The organism is Arthrobacter sp. LjRoot78, from assembly GCF_964254335.1.
Lineage (GTDB): Bacteria > Actinomycetota > Actinomycetes > Actinomycetales > Micrococcaceae > Arthrobacter.
Map to the genome: position 1 here is coordinate 3,349,596 of NZ_CAXUTG020000001.1, position 19,210 is coordinate 3,368,805.

The 19,210-nt window shown below is 66.3% G+C and carries 19 protein-coding genes and 1 tRNA gene; 7 read left to right on the plus strand and 13 right to left on the minus strand.

What is annotated here, in order from left to right; genetic code table 11:
* Nucleotides 1-64 precede the first annotated feature (64 nt).
* The 5 genes from ACSQ1X_RS15585 to ACSQ1X_RS15605 form a co-directional block, all read right to left on the minus strand.
* Entirely contained in the window at nucleotides 65-1,429 is a 1,365-nt protein-coding gene (locus tag ACSQ1X_RS15585; protein WP_436058299.1) for an MFS transporter, read from the minus strand.
* Nucleotides 1,426-1,956, minus strand: a complete 531-nt coding sequence (locus ACSQ1X_RS15590) for a winged helix-turn-helix transcriptional regulator (protein WP_436058300.1) — start codon at nucleotides 1,954-1,956, stop codon at nucleotides 1,426-1,428. The genes ACSQ1X_RS15585 and ACSQ1X_RS15590 overlap by 4 nt, the downstream gene beginning before the upstream one ends.
* Before the next feature lie 66 nt (nucleotides 1,957-2,022).
* On the minus strand, nucleotides 2,023-3,294 hold the full coding sequence (locus ACSQ1X_RS15595) for a glycosyltransferase 87 family protein (protein WP_436058301.1): 1,272 nt from the start codon (nucleotides 3,292-3,294) through the stop codon (nucleotides 2,023-2,025).
* Nucleotides 3,295-3,300: 6 nt separating this feature from the next.
* Nucleotides 3,301-4,488: a cystathionine gamma-synthase gene (locus tag ACSQ1X_RS15600; RefSeq protein ID WP_436058302.1), complete on the minus strand. Its 1,188-nt coding sequence runs from the start codon at nucleotides 4,486-4,488 to the stop codon at nucleotides 3,301-3,303.
* Nucleotides 4,489-4,573: 85 nt separating this feature from the next.
* Nucleotides 4,574-5,959, minus strand: coding sequence for a cystathionine beta-synthase (locus ACSQ1X_RS15605; protein ID WP_055799667.1), 1,386 nt, complete (start codon nucleotides 5,957-5,959; stop codon nucleotides 4,574-4,576).
* A gap of 66 nt (nucleotides 5,960-6,025) precedes the next feature.
* Between ACSQ1X_RS15605 and ACSQ1X_RS15610 the strand changes: the two genes are divergently transcribed.
* Nucleotides 6,026-7,213: an SLC13 family permease gene (locus ACSQ1X_RS15610; protein ID WP_436058303.1), complete on the plus strand. Its 1,188-nt coding sequence runs from the start codon at nucleotides 6,026-6,028 to the stop codon at nucleotides 7,211-7,213.
* A gap of 32 nt (nucleotides 7,214-7,245) precedes the next feature.
* Here ACSQ1X_RS15610 and ACSQ1X_RS15615 read toward each other — a convergent pair whose 3' ends face one another.
* On the minus strand, nucleotides 7,246-7,677 hold the full coding sequence (locus ACSQ1X_RS15615) for a VOC family protein (protein ID WP_436058304.1): 432 nt from the start codon (nucleotides 7,675-7,677) through the stop codon (nucleotides 7,246-7,248).
* 203 nt (nucleotides 7,678-7,880) lie between these two features.
* Between ACSQ1X_RS15615 and ACSQ1X_RS15620 the strand changes: the two genes are divergently transcribed.
* On the plus strand, nucleotides 7,881-8,861 hold the full coding sequence (locus ACSQ1X_RS15620) for a DNA-3-methyladenine glycosylase family protein (RefSeq protein WP_436058305.1): 981 nt from the start codon (nucleotides 7,881-7,883) through the stop codon (nucleotides 8,859-8,861).
* A 47-nt stretch (nucleotides 8,862-8,908) separates the two neighbouring features.
* On the opposite strand, the gene ACSQ1X_RS15625 is transcribed toward ACSQ1X_RS15620, so the two are convergent.
* A complete protein-coding gene (locus tag ACSQ1X_RS15625) occupies nucleotides 8,909-10,585 on the minus strand; it encodes an AMP-binding protein (protein ID WP_436058306.1) in 1,677 nt (558 codons plus the stop codon).
* A 113-nt stretch (nucleotides 10,586-10,698) separates the two neighbouring features.
* On the opposite strand from ACSQ1X_RS15625, the gene ACSQ1X_RS15630 reads away from it, so the two are divergent.
* Nucleotides 10,699-10,977, plus strand: coding sequence for a putative quinol monooxygenase (locus tag ACSQ1X_RS15630; protein ID WP_436058307.1), 279 nt, complete (start codon nucleotides 10,699-10,701; stop codon nucleotides 10,975-10,977).
* A gap of 136 nt (nucleotides 10,978-11,113) precedes the next feature.
* Here the strand turns inward: ACSQ1X_RS15630 and trxA are convergent, their stop codons facing one another.
* Together trxA and ACSQ1X_RS15640 are read right to left on the minus strand one after the other, a co-directional pair.
* The gene (gene trxA / locus ACSQ1X_RS15635) at nucleotides 11,114-11,527 is read right to left on the minus strand and encodes a thioredoxin (protein ID WP_055799683.1); all 414 of its coding nucleotides are present in this window, start codon (nucleotides 11,525-11,527) and stop codon (nucleotides 11,114-11,116) included.
* A gap of 94 nt (nucleotides 11,528-11,621) precedes the next feature.
* Nucleotides 11,622-12,167 (minus strand): acyl-CoA thioesterase, encoded by a 546-nt coding sequence (locus ACSQ1X_RS15640; protein ID WP_055799686.1) that lies wholly within the window; start codon nucleotides 12,165-12,167, stop codon nucleotides 11,622-11,624.
* Nucleotides 12,168-12,227: 60 nt separating this feature from the next.
* On the opposite strand from ACSQ1X_RS15640, the gene ACSQ1X_RS15645 reads away from it, so the two are divergent.
* Nucleotides 12,228-12,968 (plus strand): potassium channel family protein, encoded by a 741-nt coding sequence (locus ACSQ1X_RS15645; RefSeq protein WP_436058308.1) that lies wholly within the window; start codon nucleotides 12,228-12,230, stop codon nucleotides 12,966-12,968.
* A gap of 591 nt (nucleotides 12,969-13,559) precedes the next feature.
* On the plus strand, nucleotides 13,560-14,498 hold the full coding sequence (locus tag ACSQ1X_RS15650) for a LysM peptidoglycan-binding domain-containing protein (RefSeq protein WP_436058309.1): 939 nt from the start codon (nucleotides 13,560-13,562) through the stop codon (nucleotides 14,496-14,498).
* 146 nt (nucleotides 14,499-14,644) lie between these two features.
* On the opposite strand, the gene ACSQ1X_RS15655 is transcribed toward ACSQ1X_RS15650, so the two are convergent.
* Together ACSQ1X_RS15655 and ACSQ1X_RS15660 are read right to left on the minus strand one after the other, a co-directional pair.
* A tRNA-Tyr gene (locus ACSQ1X_RS15655) sits at nucleotides 14,645-14,726 on the minus strand.
* Between the two features lie 160 nt (nucleotides 14,727-14,886).
* Nucleotides 14,887-15,141: a hypothetical protein gene (locus ACSQ1X_RS15660; RefSeq protein ID WP_028269674.1), complete on the minus strand. Its 255-nt coding sequence runs from the start codon at nucleotides 15,139-15,141 to the stop codon at nucleotides 14,887-14,889.
* 201 nt (nucleotides 15,142-15,342) lie between these two features.
* On the opposite strand from ACSQ1X_RS15660, the gene ACSQ1X_RS15665 reads away from it, so the two are divergent.
* Nucleotides 15,343-15,834 carry a YajQ family cyclic di-GMP-binding protein gene (locus ACSQ1X_RS15665; RefSeq protein ID WP_003804256.1) on the plus strand — a complete coding sequence of 164 codons (492 nt, stop codon included), beginning with the start codon at nucleotides 15,343-15,345 and terminating at the stop codon, nucleotides 15,832-15,834.
* A gap of 181 nt (nucleotides 15,835-16,015) precedes the next feature.
* On the opposite strand, the gene htpX is transcribed toward ACSQ1X_RS15665, so the two are convergent.
* Both htpX and ACSQ1X_RS15675 read right to left on the minus strand, forming a co-directional pair.
* Nucleotides 16,016-16,885, minus strand: a complete 870-nt coding sequence (gene htpX / locus ACSQ1X_RS15670) for a zinc metalloprotease HtpX (RefSeq protein ID WP_436058310.1) — start codon at nucleotides 16,883-16,885, stop codon at nucleotides 16,016-16,018.
* A 72-nt stretch (nucleotides 16,886-16,957) separates the two neighbouring features.
* Nucleotides 16,958-18,229, minus strand: a complete 1,272-nt coding sequence (locus ACSQ1X_RS15675; protein WP_436058311.1) for an MFS transporter — start codon at nucleotides 18,227-18,229, stop codon at nucleotides 16,958-16,960.
* Nucleotides 18,230-18,414: 185 nt separating this feature from the next.
* On the opposite strand from ACSQ1X_RS15675, the gene ACSQ1X_RS15680 reads away from it, so the two are divergent.
* A complete protein-coding gene (locus tag ACSQ1X_RS15680; protein ID WP_436058312.1) occupies nucleotides 18,415-19,185 on the plus strand; it encodes a hypothetical protein in 771 nt (256 codons plus the stop codon).
* Nucleotides 19,186-19,210: the final 25 nt, after the last annotated feature.

Here is a 19,210-nt window from a genome sequence, read left to right on the forward strand (position 1 = left end):
GGCGTGGCACCGCACTCCGTGCTCAGCGCGCAGTGCTCAGTGCTCATTGCTCAGCGCGCAGCGGTCAGTGCTCCGCAGCCCTGGCCTCCACCAGGACCGGTTCCCGCGCTCCGGCGTCCTTGCGGATGGTGGCGCTGATGACGGCGGCAATGGTGCACATGGCAGCTGCGCCGAACCAGGCGTAGGTGTACTGGCCGGTCGCGTCGCGGATGGCGCCGGCGGCCAGAGCGGCGGCGGCAGCGCCGAGCTGATGGGCGGCGAACACCCACCCGAACACCACACTGCCGTCGGCGCCGAAGACCTGGCGGCAGATGGCGGCGGTGGGCGGAACGGTGGCCACCCAGTCCAGTCCGTAGATCACCACGAACACGATCATGCTGGGCTGGACCGTGGCGCTCAGCAGCAGCGGCAGCACCAGCAGTCCGATGCCGCGGAACTGGTAGTACACCGCCAGCAGGATCCGCGGGTTGAAGCGGTCCGTCAGCCAGCCGGAGGCGATGGTGCCCACAATGTCGAAGATGCCTACGACGGCGAGCAGGCCCGCCGCCGTGGTTTCCGCCATGCCGTGGTCGTGCGCGGAGGGGATGAAGTGGGTGCCGATGAGCCCGTTAGTGGTGGCACCGCAGATCGCGAAGCCGGCCACCAGTGCCCAGAACGTCCGGACCTTGCTGGCGCGTTTCAGCACCTGGAGTGCCCGGATTGCCGCATTCCCGGCGGGTGCTGCAGCATCCCGGGGCACGGTTTTACCGGGCGCGGGTTCAGGCGCCTGTTCCGGGACGGCGTCGGCGCCGTAGGGCAGCACTCCGGCGTCGGCGGGTGAGTTCTTGAGGAATTTGAGCACCAGCGGCACCACCGCGAGGGCGCCGGCTGCGATGAGCAGGGATGCCTGCCGCCAGCCGGGGTCCTGGGCGAGCATGGCGATGAAGGGCAGGAAGACCAGCTGCCCCGCGGCGCTGCCGGCCGTCAGGATGCCGATCACCAGGCCGCGGCTCTTGCTGAACCAGGTGTTGGCGATGGTGGCGGCGAAGACCAGTGCCATGGACCCCGTGCCCAGTCCGATCAGCAGCCCCCAGGTCAGCAGGATCTGCCACGACTGGTTCACCAGCACGGTCAACGCACTGCCGGCGCCGATCAGCACGAGGGCCACCGAGGTCACCGCCCGGATGCCGAACCGTTCCATGAGCGCCGCGGCGAACGGCGCGGTGAGGCCGAACAGCACCAGGTTGATGCTGACGGCAGCGGACAGCACAGTGGTGGACCAGCCGAACTCGTTCTGCAGCGGCACCATCAGGACGCCGGGGGCGGCCCGGAAGCCGGCAGCGCCCACCAGTGCCAGGAACGCAACGGCGGCCACAATCCACGCGGGGTGCAGCTGTCTGCGCGTCCGTTTGGTGGGCGCGGGCTGCAGGGCGGTCTCGGGGGCGTTCATGCTGCGGGTCCGTTCTGTGAAAATGCGTCGCGGGAGGGAGCCGGGGCGGTGGCCAGCCGGACCGGCTCCGGTGTGCGGGTAAGGCTGTGCCAGCTGGTGTTTTCGGCAGTGAGCCGCTCACCGCAGGCGGTGCAGCTGTCCGCGGAGGTCGTGCGCTGACCGCACGTTGTGTGGATGACAAACATGTGCGCCTGTTCGGACGGCGCCGGGAGGTGCTTTTCGGCCCAGATCACGACGGCGTTGAGCACCGGCAGTGCGTCCTCACCCTTCTCGGTGAGCACGTATTCCTGCCTGGTGCGGCCGCCGTCGTCGTACGGTTTCCGATCCAGCAGCCCGGCGTCCACCAGACCCGCAAGGCGTTTGGTGAGCACGGAATCGGCCACCATCAGCCGATTCTTCATCGCATCGAAGCGGCCGATGCCGAAGAAGACCTCGCGGAGCACCAGCATGCTCCAGGGGTCGCCAAGGATGTCCAGGCCGCGCGCCATGGCGCAACTGCGTTGGGACCAGTCGGAACGGAGTGCCATGCAGGCAACCGTAGCTGACTTTCTTCAAGAAAGCTAGCATTTCCTGAGGCCCACCGGGCTCCGGGGTTACGGGCGGAGCGCGGCCCTCGAGGGGTGGTACGCGAGGGCCCAGTAGGCGAGCATGGCGATGCCGCACACCACGCCCAGGCTGGACACGGTGAGCTGCCACTGCGTCTGCGGGTCCTTGCCCCATTCGGCTGCTCCGGCCCAGACGGCCAGGTTCTTTGGCGTCATGTAGAAGGCGATGGTGGAGAAGACCACGATGACCCAGCCGGCCGTGCGCATCCTGCCGTTTCGTGACGGCACGCGGTGCATCGCGAAGGCCATGCTGGGCAGTGCTACAGCAACCCAGACCCAGTGGTGCGACCAGGAAACCGGGCTGATCAACAGCATCAGGACGGCGGTGGCGGACACTGCGATGAAGTTCTCGTCAGCGTCCACCGCCCATTTGATGACCAGGGCGGCGAGAACCACCAGCGCCAGCGAGAGGCCCAGCCACGCCAGGTTGGTCAGTGACGAGTCCGGCATGCCGACGTGCAGGAGCAGCCCCTTGACGGACAGGTTGTCCACGTAGCCGGGACCGCCGATCCGTCCGGTGTCCGGCAGGATCTTGGTCCAGAAGGTCAGCGAGGCATTCGGCAGCAGCGCCCAGGACAGCGCAATGGAACCGAAGAAGCCGGCGGCCATCCAGGCCAGCGCCTTGAAATCGCGGCGCACCAGGAAGTACAGGCCGAACGCGAGCGGGGTGAGCTTCACTCCGGCGGCCAGACCGATCAGCAGGCCTGCGGGCCAGCGGATTTCGCCCGCACGCGACTTCCCGTACAACGCGAAATCAGCCAGGATTACGCCCATCAGGATGATGTTGATCTGGCCGAAGACAAACGTGTCCCGCCATGGCCCCAGGAGCAGGATCGCCCCGGTTCCCAGCAAGGCGGTGGTCCTGAAGCGGTAGTCGGCGAAGGCCGCGCGCCATGTCTTCATGCCGAAGTAGTGCCGGGCCAGCCAGCCGGCCACTACCGCGGCGCCGGCCAGGGCGGCACCGATGAAGAGCAGGCTGCTCGCGCCGAAGTCCATGGTGGCCAGGGCGGCAAAGAGCAGGGCAGCGAACGGCGGGTACGTAAACGGCAGGCCGTCCCGCGGTGCGTAGAGCTCGTTGACGCCGCCTTCACCCGTTGCCAGCACGCGTCCGCCGCCGTAGTAGTAGACCTCGAAGTCGTTCATGAACGGCTTGTAGTCCGTGTACAGGAACCACACTGCAAAGGCCAGGATCAGGGCACCCGCCGCCGTCGCGAGCCAGCCGCGGGTGGTGGGCGATACGGCCCGAAGCGAGATGGTCACCGGCTGCTAGCTGCCCGTCCCGATGAAGGTGAAGGCGTGCTCCAGGTCCGCGATGAGGTCCTCGACGTCCTCGATGCCGCAGGAGAGCCGGATCAGGTTGACCGGAACAGCCAGCTCGGTTCCCTTGACGGAGGCGTGGGTCATTTCGGAGGGGTAGTTCATGAGCGATTCGATGCCGCCGAGGGATTCGGCCAGGGTGAAGACCGAGGTGTTCTCCGCGACCGTGCGGGCCGCGGCTTCACCGCCCTTGAACTGCACGGAGATCATGCCGCCGAACTTCTTCATCTGCTTCTTCGCGAGCTCGTGGCCCGGGTGCGAGGGCAGGCCCGGGTAGAGCACGGCCTCCACTTCGGGGCGCTCCAGCAGCCACTCGGCCACGGCCTGGGCGTTGTCGCTGTGCCGGTCCATCCGGACACCGAGGGTCTTGAGCCCGCGGGTGGTGAGGAAGGCGTCCATGGGGCCGGACACCGCGCCAACGGCGAACTGGACGAAGCCGATCTTCTCGGCAAGCCCGGCGTCGTTGACCACGATCGCACCGCCGACGACGTCGGAGTGGCCGCCGATGTATTTGGTGGTGGAGTGCACCACGATGTCGGCGCCGAGCGCCAGCGGGGTCTGCAGGTAAGGAGAGGCGAAGGTGTTGTCCACCACCAGGAGGGCCCCGGCGTCGTGCGCCAGCTTGGCCAGGGCGGCGATGTCGGTGATCTTCATCATCGGGTTCGACGGCGTTTCCACCCATACAAGGCGCGTCTTGCCGCCGTTTGTTCCGCCCGCGGCAACGGCCGTGGCGACGGCGTCGAGGTCCGACATGTCCACGGGCGTGTTGCCGATTCCCCATTCACCCAGCACACGGCTGATCAGGCGGTAGGTTCCGCCGTAGGCGTCGTTGCCCAGCACGATGTGGTCCCCGGGGCGGGTGAGGGCACGGATGAGGGAGTCCTCCGCGGCCAGGCCGGAGCTGAAGGAGTACGCGTGCGAGCCCCCTTCGAGCGCGGCCAGCTGCTCCTGCAGGGCGTCGCGGGTGGGGTTTCCGCCGCGGCCGTATTCATAGCCGTCACGGAGCCCGCCGATTCCGTCCTGGGCATACGTGGAACTGAAGTGCAGCGGGGGCACGACAGCGCCGGTCCGCGGCTCGAAGGCCTGGCCGGCATGGACGGCGCGGGTGTTGAAACCTTGGTTTTCAGAAACAGACATTGAAGGTCCTTTCATACGGTGATCGAGCCCGCATCCGGAGATCGAACTTGTCGATCCGGGTTTCGACAGGCTCAAGCACCGGAAGTTAGTTACTGAGGTAGGCGAGCAGGTCGTGGCGGGTCAGGATGCCCACGGGGGCGCCGACGAAGGTGACCATCACGGTGTCGACGTCGGAGAGCAGTTCGCGGGCGGCGGAGATGGTCTCCAGGGACCCGATCACGGGCAGTCGCTCCCCCATGTGTTCGGAGATCTTGTCGGTCAGCTTCGCCTCGCCGCGGAACAGCTTGGAGGTGAGGCTCCGCTCGTCCACGGCGCCCAGCACTTCGCCCATGACCACCGGCGGCTCCTGGGACAGGACGGGGATATGGGAGACGCCGAACTCGTTCATGATGTTGATGACATCGCGGACGGTTTCGTTCGGGTGGATGTGCACCAGCGCCGGAAGTTCACCGGTCTTCGACTTGAGCACCTCGCCGACAGAGGCCTCTTCGCCGCCGGACAGGAAGCCGTAGGAGCGCATCCACTGGTCGTTGAAGATCTTGGCCAGGTAGCCGCGGCCCGAGTCGGGCAGGATCACCACCACCACGGCGTCCTCGGGCAGGTCCTTGGCCACCTGGAGTGCGGCCACCACGGCCATGCCCGAGGAGCCACCCACCAGCAGGCCCTCTTCGCGGGCCAGCCTGCGGGTCATCTCGAAGGACTCGGCGTCGCTGACGGCAATCACGTCGTCCGGGACGGCCTTGTCGTAGTTCGCCGGCCACATGTCCTCGCCGACGCCCTCCACGAAGTAGGGGCGGCCGGTGCCGCCGGAGTAAACCGAGCCTTCGGGGTCGGCGCCGATGATCCGGACGCGTCCGCCGTCGGCCTCGGGACGGTTGGCGGACACCTCCTTGAGGTAGCGGCCCGTTCCGGTGATGGTGCCGCCGGTCCCGGCGCCGATCACGCAGTGCGTGACCCGGCCGTCGGTGTCGCGCCAGATTTCGGGCCCGGTGGTCTCGTAGTGGCTGCCGGGCGCGGCGGGGTTGGAGAACTGGTCCGGCTTGTAGGCGCCGGGGATTTCGGTGACCAGTCGGTCCGACACGCTGTAATAGCTTTGCGGGCTGTCCGGGGCGACGGCGGTCGGCGTCACCACCACTTCGGCACCGTAGGCCTGCAGGACGGCGCGCTTGTCCTCGCCCACCTTGTCCGGCACCACGAAGACGCACCGGTAGCCCTTCTGCTGTGCCACGAGGGCCAGGCCAACACCGGTGTTCCCGGACGTGGGTTCAACAATGGTTCCGCCGGGGAGCAGTTTGCCGTCCCGTTCGGCCTCTTCGATCATCTTCGCCGCGATCCGGTCCTTGATGGACCCGCCAGGGTTCAGGTATTCCACCTTGGCCAGGACGGTGGCTTGGATGCCATCGGTGACGTGGTTGAGCTTGACGAGAGGCGTGTTGCCGATGAGGTCCAGGACGGACTGGGCGTACTTCATAGGTACAAAGTTACCGTCTCGGGACCGCTGAACCCGCTTTGGCAGCGAGGGTGGGACGATTGGGCAGTGCATCGGTTCGCATGGCTGACAAAGATCAAGAGTTACCTCCTGCCGGGAGCCACTCTCGCGGCAGGCGTGGCCGCCCTTGCCGCGGGCTCGCTCCCCGAACCTGCCTTCGCGGAACTGGCAGGCCGCACCATTCCCATCCTGTCCTTCGTGCTGGCAATGTCACTCGTCACTGAGCTTCTGGACGAGGCCGGCCTGTTCCGGGTGGTGACGGACCGCCTGGCTGCCCTGGGCCGCGGCCGCGTTTTCATCCTGTGGCTCCTGGTTATTGCGGTGGCCACGGTTTCCACGGTGTTCCTGTCCCTGGACACCACGGCGGTGCTGGTGACTCCGGTGGTGGTGCTCCTGGCTGTTCATGCCCGCATTCCGCCCCTGCCGTTCGCCCTGACCAGCATTTGGCTGGCCAACACGGCCTCCCTGCTCCTTCCGGTGTCCAACCTGACGAACCTGCTGGCCCAGGACAGGCTCGGGCTCAGCCCACTGGGATTCGCGGGCCTTGTCTGGGCACCTGCCCTGATGGGAGTGCTGGTTCCGCTCACCCTGTTGTGGCTGGCGTTCAGGCGGGAGCTGCGGGGAAAGTACGGGCCGCAGCCGGTCCACCGCGTCCGGGACCGCGGCCTGCTGATGGCTGCGGCGGGTACGGTGCTGGTGTTGCTGCCCGCGCTGGTGTCCGGAGTGCCGGTGCAGTACCCAGCCATGGCTGCCGCTGCCTTCCTCCTGGCACTCTTCCTGAGGCGGCGCCCTGCCGCGCTGCGATGGTCCATGGTTCCGTGGCGTCCGCTGATGCTCACGGTGGGCCTGTTCATGCTGGTGGAGGCACTGCACGCCAATGGCCTGACCGTCCTCCTGGCGGGGACGGCCGGATCGGGCGACAGCCTGCCCGCCCTCCTGCAGCTGGCCGGACTGGGCGCGGGCGCCGCCAATGCAGCCAACAACCTCCCCGCGTACCTGGCCCTGGAACCGGTGGCGGGATCGCCCGTGAGGCTGGCGGCCCTGCTCATCGGCGTAAACCTTGGTCCGTTGGTCAGTCCGTGGGCGTCCCTGGCCACGTTGCTCTGGCATGAACGGCTCCGGGCGCTGAACGTCCGGATCAAATGGGGCGGATTCGCGCTCGCAGGCCTGGCAGCCGTGGCGCTGACCGTTCCGTTGGCTGTCGTGGCGCTGTGGGTGGTCTCAGGGATGCACTGAGGGGGATGCGCTGACGGGGATGCGCTCAGGCGCTACGCTCCGATGTCGTTCGCTGCGGCGTCGGAGCTGGCGGCAGGGTTGGAGCCGGGTTCGGCGTTCTGCCACAGGCCGACGATGTTGCCTTCGCTGTCCTTGAAATACGCGTTCCATCCCATGCCCGGAACCTCCATTTTGGCCCGGTGGACCGCACCGCCCAGGGCGGCAATTTTCTCCAGGGCCGCGTCAATGTCCTCGACGTCAACAGTGACAACCGGGGCGGTCAAGTCCCCGCGCCTGAACAGACCGCCGTTGATGGACCCGGGAACAGTGGGCCTGCCCGTTTCGTCCATCGGCGTGGTCATCGCCAGGCTGTATTCCATTTCGGGCATGACCTGAAATTCCCACCCGAAAGCGGATGTGTAGAAGTCCCGTGCGCGGTTTTCGTCGTCCGCGGGGATCTCGAAGTGCACCACTCCTCCGGCCACTGTTTCTCACCTGGCATTCCACAGTCCGGCCCTACAGGGCCGGGCGCGGGCGGTCCGCGCCACAACTGGAGTCTAGGCCCGGGCATGCCTGACGGGCAGGGCCGTTTGGCCTTGCCCGTTTCCTGCATTGCCGTTTCCGGCACTGCCCGTTTCTGGAACTGCCCGTTTCCGGCACTGTCAGCCCAGCGTGGGACGATTGTTAAATGACCATCGCAGACGTCCCCGCCGGCCTGGCCGCCGCGGCGGACGCCTCGCTGCGGTGGCATCCCGGCGGCCCGTTCAGCCTGCTGCAGTCCCTCGGAACCTTGATGCGCGGCAACGGTGATCCCGCTTTTGCGTCGGGGCCGGACGGGCTCTGGATGGCGTTCACGACGCCGGGCGGCCCGGTGACGCTGCGTCTCGCCGTTTCCGGGGACCCCCGCGAACCGGCAGTCGACGTTCAGGCATGGGGACCGGGTTCGGAGGAGGCCGTGGCCGCCGCCCCGCGGCTGCTGGGCAGCGGGGACGACTGGTCCGCTTTTGACCACCCGGAGTTCCACGCCACGCTCCCCCGGATGGTGGTGGAGGCCCGACGCCGGAACCTGGCGCTGCGACTCCCTGCCACCGGCCGGATGATTGACTCGCTGGTGCCCACCATTCTTGAGCAGAAGGTCACGGTCATCGAAGCGCGCCGGGGTTACCGCTACCTGGTGTACCGCTTCGGCACCGCGGCACCCTGCGCGGGCACGGTCGCACCGGCGGGGCTGCGGCTTCAGCCCACCCCGGAGCAGTGGCTGCGCGTCCCGTCGTGGGAGTGGCACAAGGCCGGCGTGGGACCGCAGCGTTCGGCAACGGTCATGCGGGCGCTGCGTTCCGCCGTCGCCCTTGAACGTCTGGCGAAGGTGCCGGCCGCGGAAGCAGCGGCCAAGATGCAGACCATTCCCGGCATCGGCATCTGGACCACGGCGGAGGTGGTGCAGAGAACCCATGGCTGCCCGGACTCCATCGCTGTGGGCGATTACCACCTCGCGGCCTACGTGGGGGCCGCGCTGACCGGACGGAGGACTGACGACGCCGGCATGCTGCGGCTGCTGGCCCCGTGGCAGGGACACCGGCAGCGGGTGGTGCGGATGATCGGCCTCAGCGGCTTCCGGAAACCCACGTTCGGCCCCCGCATGACCATCCAGGACCACCGCCGGCACTAGCTACAGTGCGCGCAAGGAGCGCGAACGGACACTTGCGGCCCCATTGATCACAGCCCCAGCCGTGCCACGGCCTCGTGCCGCATCTCCACCTTGCGGATCTTTCCCGAAACGGTCATCGGGAAGCTGTCGCGGACCTCCACGTAGCGCGGGATCTTGTAGTGGGCCAGCCTCCCCCGGCAGAACTCGGCGACGGCGGGCGCGTCCAGCGGCTCCGCGCCGGGCTTGAGGATGACGCAGGCCATGAGTTCCTCGCCGTACTTGGCATCGGGGACGCCGATCACCTGCACATCCTGGATCGAGGGGTGCGTGTAGAGGAATTCCTCGATCTCGCGCGGGTAGATGTTTTCGCCGCCGCGGATCACCATGTCCTTGATCCTGCCCTCGATCACCACATACCCGTCCGCGTCCATGCGGGCCAGGTCGCCGGTGTGCATCCAGCCGTCCGCGTCGATGGCCTCGGCGGTCTTGTCCGGCTGGTTCCAGTACCCCTTCATCACGGCGTAGCCGCGGGTGCACAGCTCGCCGATCTCGCCTCGCTCCAGCACGCTGCCCGTCACCGGGTCCACCACCTGGCTCTCAAGGTGCGGCATGGTCCGGCCGACGGTCTCCGTGCGCTGCTGCATGGTGTCCCCCGCGCGGGTCATGGTGGACACCGGCGACGTTTCCGTCATGCCGTAGCAGATGGCCACATCCTTCATGTTCATCTCCGTGATGACCCGGTTCATCACCTCAATCGGACAGAGTGACCCGGCCATGACGCCGGTGCGGAGCGTGGACAGGTCGTACGAGGCGAAGTCCGGCAGCGCCAGCTCGGCGATGAACATGGTGGGCACGCCGTACAGGGACGTCCCGCCGAAGTCCTGGACCGCTTCCAGCGCGGCCGCCGGAGTGAAGGAGCGTCCCGGAATGATGGTGGCTGCGCCGTGGCTCAGGGCATTCAGGTTCCCGATCACCATCCCGAAGCAGTGGTAGAAGGGCACCGGAACCACCACCCGGTCATGCTCCGTATAGCCCAGCAGCTCACCGATGGAATAGCCGTTGTTCAGGATGTTGCGGTGCGTCAGGGTGGCGCCTTTGGGGAACCCGGTGGTGCCCGACGTGTACTGCAGGTTGATGGGGTCGTCCGGGTCCAGCCCCGCCAGGCGGGCCTTCAGGACGGAATGCCCGACGTCGTCGGCCCGCTTGAGCAGCTCGGCATACGTCAGTTCCGCATCGGTTTCAGGATCGCCGGCCTGCAGCTGGGGCTGGCCGCCATCGGGCAGGAAGACGAGTTCCTTCAGTTCCGGGCATTCGGCGAGGGCCTGCCGGGCCATTCCGGTGTAGTCGCTGGCCCGGTCCGACGGCGCTGCCACGAGCATCCTCATGCCGCTCTGCCTGACCACGAACTCCAGTTCATGGCTGCGGTACGCCGGGTTCACGTTCACCAGGATCGCCCCGATCTTGGCCGTGGCGTACTGCAGGATGGTCCACTCCGCGCAGTTGGGGCTCCAGATGCCGATCCGCTCCCCCGCTGTGACGCCCCGGGCGAGCAGTGCGCGGGCCAGCCTGTCGACGTCGTCGTTCAGTTTGGTGTAACTCCAGCGGCGGGCATCGGCGCCGGGGACGGGAGCCGCCTCAATCAGGGCGTCGTGGAACGGAAAGCCGGCCACGATCCGTTCGAAGTTCTGGCCGATGGTCTCGTCAAGCAGCGGGACGTCAGTGTCCCCGGCTGTATAAGCGCGCATGTTGGCACGCTACCAACAGACCACCAGTAAAAGAAGCGTAGGAGAAGCAAAAAGCTAGGAAGCCCTACAAAATATTTCGGGACGGCAGGCGATGGCCCGGTAGGGTAAAACGCATGAGTGCACCGATTGACCTGAAGGCAACGTTCATCCCCAACGACGGCGAATTCTTCCGCGTGAAGCTCGCCCTCGAAATCGCGATCGACGAGGTGGTGAATGAGCCCGGCTGCATCCGTTACGAACTGACGGAGGCCACCGAGGAAAAGCTGGTGCTGACTGAGCAGTGGGCCTCGGAGGAAGACCTGGAGAAGCATTCCAAGGGCACCGCCGTCCAGGACCTCAACGAGTCGCTGAGCGCGCTGCTGGCCGAACCTGTCCAGCTCGAACGGCTATAGCCCGCCGCCGATCAGAACAACTTTCCGAGCAAAACAACGCGGGGCCCCTTCACCGGCATGAACCTGGGTTCATCGGCTGAAGCGGCCCCGCGTTGAAGTTTAAGGCTCTGTGCAGCGGATTTGTGCAGCGGGGCCTTTAGGCCTCGGGAATCTGGGCGCCGTCCTGCTTGCCGGCAGCCGCGGCCGCCTCAGCCTGCGACCGTGCCACGTGCGCGTGGACTTCTTCCATGTCCAGTGCTTTGACGGCGTCAACCACCTGTTCCAGCTGCTGGGCGTTCAGCGCGCCGGGCTGCGAGAACACCAGCACCTTTTCGCGGAAGGCCATCAGCGTGGGGATGGACGTGATCCCTGCCTCGGCGGCCAGCTGCTGTTCGGCTTCGGTGTCCACCTTGGTGAAGACGACGTCCGGGTGCTTCTCGGAAACTGCGGAATACGTGGGTCCAAACTGCTTGCAGGGACCACACCATTCGGCCCAGAAATCAACGAGGACGATGTCGTTGTTCTCGACGGTTGATGCGAACTGTTCACCTGTAATGTCTACGGTAGCCATGGGTCAACGGTACGCGAGCCGTCCGGCGATGTCCCGATCGTTTCGCTCATGGCACACCTCTTGCCGTGCGACGGTTGCTGCACAGTGCCTGGTCTCAGTGCCAGAAGTGTGGCGCCTCGCGGCGGGAACCGGGCAGCGCGTTGGTTTCGCGCCACTCGTGAATCCACTCCGGCAGTTCCAGCCCGGCCGGCGGCTCGCCGAACTCCCGGAGAATCTCCTCCTGGCTCACCGGCCTCCCCTTGCTGACCAGCCGCGTGGCAATGTAGGCGCGGGCGTAGATCTCCCCGTCCGCCACCATGCGCTGCTCGAAGTAGATGGCCTTGGCATCCAGCCCGATGATGCGGGTTTCGATGGTGTACTGCTGCCAAAGCTGCAGGGACTTCCGGAAGGCGATGGTCTCCCCGGCGGCCACGGGCGACCAACCCCGCCGGCGCATCTTCTGCCAGGTCCCGCTCCGCGCCATGAGGTCAAAACGGCCCAGATCCATCAGCGAGAAGTACATCCCGTTGTTGACGTGCATGGCGATGTCGATGTCCGTGGGCAGTACCCGCAGCTGCAGCGACGAGCTGCCCCAGATACTCAGGGGCGGCCTGCGGGAGGAAGTGAAGAGGAGCAGGAGCGTTCGCAAAAGGAGGTGCATGCCACCATGTTACCCGCGAGTAACATCAGGGCCAAGAGCACCCGCGCTTAGGATTTCACCATGACGCAGCAACGCTACAGGGACATCGCAGAGTGGCCCCTGATGGGAACAGCACTCGTTTTCCTGACAGCCTATGCCTGGCAGGTGATCGGACACATCGAAGGGCGGCAGGCCGACGTCCTTGAAGGCGTCATGTGGATCACTTGGGCTGTCTTCGTTGCTGACTATGCCGCCAACCTGTGGCTCGCGGACAACAGGAAGCGCTGGTTCATCCTCAACCTGCACGAACTGCTGATCGTTGCCCTGCCGTTTTTCCGGCCGCTCCGGCTGCTCCGGCTGGTCACCCTGCTCTCCGTTCTGCACCGGACGGTGGGCGAGACCCTTCGTGGCCGCGTGGTCACGTACGTGGGCGGCTCCGCTGTACTGCTGGTGTTCGTGGGCGCACTGGCCGTCCTCGACGTCGAACAAAACGCCCCTGACGCCAAGATCCTCACGTTCGGGGACGCCGCCTGGTGGGCCATCACCACCATCACCACAGTGGGCTACGGAGACCTCTTTCCTGTCACCCCGATTGGCCGGATGGTGGCCGCGGCCCTGATGATGAGCGGCATCGCAGTGCTGGGTGTGGTCACGGCCTCCATTGCATCCTGGCTGGTGCAGAGGGTCGAGGAAAACACGGAAGCGGCTGTGGAATCGGCCGAACTTCCGGTCCGCGCGGACGTCCGGGAACTGCTCGTGGAAGTGGCTGCCCTGCGCCAGGAATTGGCGGAACTGCGCCGCGAACGCCAGAACGAGACATAATTCCGGCAGGCCATGCGAATTCCAGAAAGGCAGCCATCGGACACCTTGAACCGATGACTGCCTTTTTTGTGCAATTAATCCACTCGGGTGAATTAGATAAACACTCAAGATTCCCTCAATATCCTGGATTAGCCCCCGGGTGAACTAATTAACCAGCCGAGCCCGCACGTACGTAGGCGCGGCACCTGCGGGCTCTGGATAGCGGGGCAGTAGGGGCATACTCACCCCGGAGCGAGTAGCCTCCCGCCCCTTAGCGAGTGTTCCCGCCGTCGAATAACGAAGCCGTTAGGTATCCAGCGCACAGGCGCGGGTGCCGCGCACGAATAGTCGGGTAATTCCCACTCGTGCAGTGATTACACCCCATTCATAGACTCGATATTCCTAGGGAAAGCAGCATTCCGGAATTACACATGGCCACTAAGTGGGCATGGGTCTAATCATTCGGCCTCCGAAATTACTCATCATTTCGGCAGGTCACTTCATGCGCCTCCATGCAACGGCCGCACGTCACCGCGGCCTGCTCCCGGCGCACCGCCACCCTGGGGCCCGCTGTCCTGTTGACCCCAAGGCATTGACTCTCGGGGGGAACCGATGGATCAAAACGAGCTTTACTCCGGGGGCAGAGCACCTGCCCCAGCCACTAAAAAAAGTAGCGCCACAACCACCAGGCTGAGGACACTGTTGGCCGCGGGAGCCATAGTCACCGCAGTTGCGGTGACGGCCGTAGGCTACTCCGCCGCAGCGCAGACGTCCCGCGTCAGCGACGCCCAGGCAATAACGGCGCCTGTGCCCGAAACCGACAAGTCCCCAGACAGGCCGGCGACAGCCGGTGCGGGGACGCCGGAGGCGGCCGTTGCTGCCGTCCCGGAAGCCGCTGCGCCACCAGCCCCGGCGGCCGAACCGGCTCCGGCACCAGAACCGGCACCAGCACCCGCCTCAGCTCCAGAGCCGTCCAACCTGTACACCGTGGTGGCCGGCGACACCGTGGGGGCCATCGCAGCCCGCTTCGGCGTCGATATGAACGCCATGCTGGCGGCCAACGGCCTGGGCGTGTACTCGCCGATCGTGCCCGGACAGGTGCTGAAGCTGACGGGACCCGCCGTCGCCGCGCCGGCGCCCGCGGCAGCTCCGGCACCGGCGGCGGCGGCACCAGCCCCGGCCCCAGCGCCAGCCCCCGCTCCGGCACCTGCTCCGGCTCCTGCCGTCCGCACGATCTATGTGGCGGGGGCCGGCGGCCAGTCAATGGTCGACGCCTGTATCGGCCCCATCCACTTCACACCCACCGATGCCTACGCCCTGTTCATCACGGAGCACGACTTCTGCGGCGGGTGGGCACGGTTCTCGGGCATCGGAGTGGGCGAGACTGTCAGCATTCCGGGCTACGGGACCTACACGGTAGTCGGACGCGGACAGGTGCCGAATCCGGGCACCACCAACAATGTCTCAGCGATCTTCGGCGGTTTCCCGCGGGTCATCCTGCAGACCTGCATCCCGGGAACCAATCAGATGCTGGTGATTGGCCTCAACTAAGGGTCCTAGGCTTGTCCGCGGTTCCGAACCTTCAAGGCCAGGAGCCGCGGACAAGACTCTGCCGGAAGGCGATCCTGACCCTAAGATCCTGACCATTAAACAGAAAAGTCTCCGGAACCTGGTGGTTCCGGAGACTTTTCCTTGGGTGGCAGATGAGGGATTCGAACCCCCGTAGGCGTTGCCAGCTGATTTACAGTCAGCCCCCTTTGGCCGCTCGGGTAATCTGCCGAACTTCAAAAGAAGATCACTCGCGGCTTCTATGTTCAGAACGGCTGTTTCCAGTCCGTTTCGCTTCCAGTAACCGCGGGCAAGACAACTTTACAGAACTTCTGCCGAAGAATCGAATCGAGCCCCGAAGGACCCCGAATACCCCGGAATTCCGCCAAAATCAGGCTTCACCAAGAATGCGGCCGGCCAGTTTCGCTTCGAACTTCGCTGCCTGCTCCTCGGTGATCTGGTTCAGCTGCACCGCCCGCATCAGATCCGAGTGGACACCGTCCAGCCGGGAAGACGCATCTGCAACGGGGCTCAGGATGATCGAGGCGGCCACCGCGGCGGCTGCGACGGAAGTGGCTGCGGTGGCGAGGGTGGTGGCGGCCGCGGCAGTCGAGCGGGTGACGTAGCGGACGGCTTTCTGGTGCATGTGCGTTCCTTCCGGGGCAATTCTTCCAACCCCTCCAACTCTGGGGGCCAAGACTTCGTTCCCGCCATGTGTCCGCTATGAGGAAACTGTGAATCGGGCGGAGCGGCCCCGGGCCTTCACTTGGACGCCATCCGTACTAGGCTGGAATGCAGACAGCACCGCCCCTGAAGGGGCATCCAGGCGATCAGCAGGAGGACAGTTATGGCAGGCGAATCCACATTCGACGTCGTCAGCAAGGTAGACAAGCAGGAAGTTGCCAACGCGCTGAACCAGGCACAGAAGGAACTGGCCCAGCGCTACGACTTCAAGGGCGTTGGCGCGGAAGTCGATTTCAGCGGTGAAAAGATCCTGATGAAGGCGAACTCGGAGGAGCGCGTCCTCGCCGTCCTGGACGTTCTGCAGTCGAAGCTCATCCGCCGCGGGATCTCCCTGAAGTCGCTGGACACCGGCGAACCCTATGCATCCGGCAAGGAGTACAGGCTTGAGGCCTCCATCAAGGAGGGCATCGCCCAGGACCTCGCCAAGAAGATCAACAAGCTGATCCGCGACGAGGCACCGAAGTCCGTCAAGTCCCAGATCCAGGGCGACGAGCTCCGCGTCACCTCCAAGTCGCGCGACGATCTCCAGGCCACCATGGCCCTCCTGAAGGACTTTGACGAGGCCGACCTGCAGTTCGTCAACTTCCGCAGCTAGCGATCCCGCCGCCGTTTTCGACGCGCAAAAATCCTGACGCTACGCAAGAAGGCCGGCGACCCCCGTATTCGGGAGTCGCCGGCATTTTTGCGTAGCGAGGGGCTTTTTGCGTGTCGCCGGTCAGTTTGCGCGTCGAGGGCGTTTTTGCGTGTCGCCGGAGGAAAAGTACGACGGCGGCAGCTCAGCCGAGCGGTCCGCGCGCCATCAGTTCGAGCCGGGCGATGCGGTCCTGCATCGCCGGATGCGTTGCGAACATCCGAGCCACGCCACCGCCACGGAACGGATTGGCGATCATCAGATGCGAGGTGTTCACCAGCTTCTGGTCCGGCGGGAGCGGCACCATCTGTACGCCCTGATGGATCTTGCGGAGGGCTGAGGCGAGCGCCAGCGGATCGCCGGTCAGCGCGGAACCGTCCTCGTCGGCGTCGTACTCCCTGGTCCGGGAGATGGCCGACTGGATCACCATCGCCGCGAGTGGCGCAAGCAGTGCCATGGCGAGCATGGCAAGCGGGTTCGAATTGCGCCGGTCACCGCCGCCGAAGAACAGCAGCATCTGCCCCACCGAGGTGATCACGCCGGCCACGGCCGCAGCCACGGACGAGGTGAGAATGTCCCGGTTGTAGACATGCATGAGTTCATGGCCCAGCACCCCGCGAAGCTCCCGGGTGCTCAGAAGCCGCAGGATCCCTTCAGTGCAGCAGACCGCGGCGTTCTGCGGGTTCCGTCCGGTGGCAAAGGCATTCGGCGCCGGCGTGGGCGAGACGAAGATCCGCGGCATGGGCTGGTTGGCCTTAGCGGAGAGCTCACGGACAATCTGGTAAAGCTGGGGAGCCTGCTCCTCGGTGACGGGGTAGGCCTGCATGGACCGGAGGGCGATCTTGTCGCTGTTCCAGTAACCGTATGCCGTGGTGCCTACGCCCACCAGCGCCATGATCCAGATGGGGGTGGTGCTCCGCATGCTGCTGCCGATCACAGCGCCCAGCCCTAGCAGCACCGCCCAGAGAACCCCGAACAGCGCCGCGGTCTTCAGTCCGTTGTGGTGATTATGCACTGTGCCTCCTTGCCGAAGATACTGCCCTCACGAAAGTACTGCCCTTACGGAGTTAATGCCGGGGCGGCGCCGCTACGGAAAGGGATTCCGCGCGTCGTACTTCAGGAAACCCGACTGCCAGCGTGCCACCGCCCACGCCACTGCGATGCACAACAGGCCGCCCAGCAGCAAGACCCAACCTTCACTCAAAAGTTTAGTGCCGCCGCCGGCCAGCATGTCGCCGATCCTCGGACCGCCTGCCACCACCACCACAAACACGCCCTGGAGCCGCCCGCGCAGGTGGTCCGGCGTCGCCGCTTGGAGGATGGTGGTGCGGAAGACGGCGCTCACGGAATCGGAAATGCCGGCCAGGGCGCAGCAGAGCGCGGCGGGCAGCAACCACCACGTCACGCCGTCCTCCCCGGAGCGACCGGCCAGGACGACCACCAGCCCGAAACCGGCAATGGACGCGCCCCAGCCCATGACGGACCACACCACCGCGCTTCCCTGCCGCCGGATGCCGCCCAGCGGCCCGGAAAACAGCCCGGCAAGGAACGCACCCACGGCCGTGGACGCGAGGAGCACGCCCACGGTGGCCTCGCCGCCGCCGATCATCACCGCGCCGATGGCCGGCATCAGGGCCCGCGGCTGCGCGAAGATCATGGCCACGAGGTCGATCACGAACGTCATCCGCAGGTTCGGGCGCGTGCCCAGGAAACGGAAACCCTCGACGACGGAACGCAGCCCGGCGCGGTGCGCCTCCTTGCCCGGCGGCATCGGCGGAAGCTTCAGCAGGGCCCAGAAGGCAAACACGAAGCTCACCACGTCCAGCGTGTAGGTCCAGCCGAAGCCGACCCACGCCACCAGTACACCGGCCAGGAGCGGACCGGCCGTCATGGCCAGGCCGAAGCTGATCATGCTCAAGGCATTGGCCGCCGGCAGCAGTTCCTTGCGGACCAGCATCGGGATGATGGCGCTGCGGGCCGGCTGGTTGATGGCCTGCGCTCCGCTCTGCACGGCCACCAGCACATACAGCAGCCACACGTTCCCAACCTCCAGCCAGGCCTGAGCCGCCAACGCGGCCGTGGTCAGCCACAGCACGCTCGTTGCCAGGAGGGCCACCCTGCGGCGGTCGTGGGCATCGGCGATGGAGCCGCCCAGCAGTCCTCCCAGCACCAGGGGAACCAGCGCGAAAATACTCAGGAGCCCCACGTAGAGGCTGTCCTGGGTCAGCCGGTACACCTCCAGGCTCACCGCAACCAGGGTCAACTGGCTGCCGAGGTTGGAGACGGCGGATCCGAGCCAGAGCCTGCGGAAGTCGGGGCTTTCGCGCAGCGGGGTGAGGTCAGCCAGAAGTTTTGCCACTGGGCAACTCTAGCCGCGCACGCCGGTGGAACCGGGGCACCCTGCGGTGGACTGCCGTGCGGGGTACGGGCTGCGGTGGGGGCTGCCGAGCCGCGGCCGGGCTGCCGGCCCCGAAGGTTCACCTTGGCCTTGGTATTCTCGGGGATAGCCCCGGGCGGGGCATCACAACGGTGGAGGGAGTGCGCATGCAGTTGTCCAGACGGCTGCTTTTCGGCTCGTCGGTCTGGGAGGTCACCCGGCCGCGCACTCCGCTGACCTCCGGCCACCTGATGATCCGCCTCAGCGATCCGGCAACGGCCCTGGACCACCGTTCGGCCGCCGACTGGCTGCGTTGCCACAACGCTGCCCGCAGAGCACTGGCCGACGTCCTGGGGGCTGATACCTGCACCCTGCTCTTCGCGCACCGCTGGCATGCGCTCGGTGCCTCGATCGGCGAACCGGCTGCGGAATCCTCCACCCCCACGTTCCACCTTTTCGGTCGCTGGGACGGCGAACCGGTCACCCCGGCGGAACAGCTCTCCCTGCCGGCGCAGCGCCGGAAGCCTGCGTCGGACCAGGACCTGGACAAGTACGACGCCGGCCTGCGCACCGCGTTGCTGAACGCGGCAGGCCCGGCGGTACGCTCGGGGGCTGGCCCGGAATCCGGTGCGCCGCTGCCCGCCATCCGCGCCTGGCCGCCATCGACCCCGGCAGGGTCCCACCACACGGTCCTGTCCCCCGAGCGGCCCCTCGGGTCCGTGGAGGATGTGGCCCCGGGGGAACTACTGGCCCTGGCCGCGGCTTTGGAGGCCCTGGCGCTCCGTCAGGCCGTCACCGGCCTGAGCTGCATCGTGCCGGACACCGCCGTCACGGGCCGCCGCCTGGAACTGCACGCGCTGGGCCGCTCCGCCGGTGAAGCCGTCAACCCCTTTGAAATGTTGCTGCATTCCCCGGAGATTAGCCCCGCCTTATTGTGATTTAGTCATAATAAGTGCTTGAATG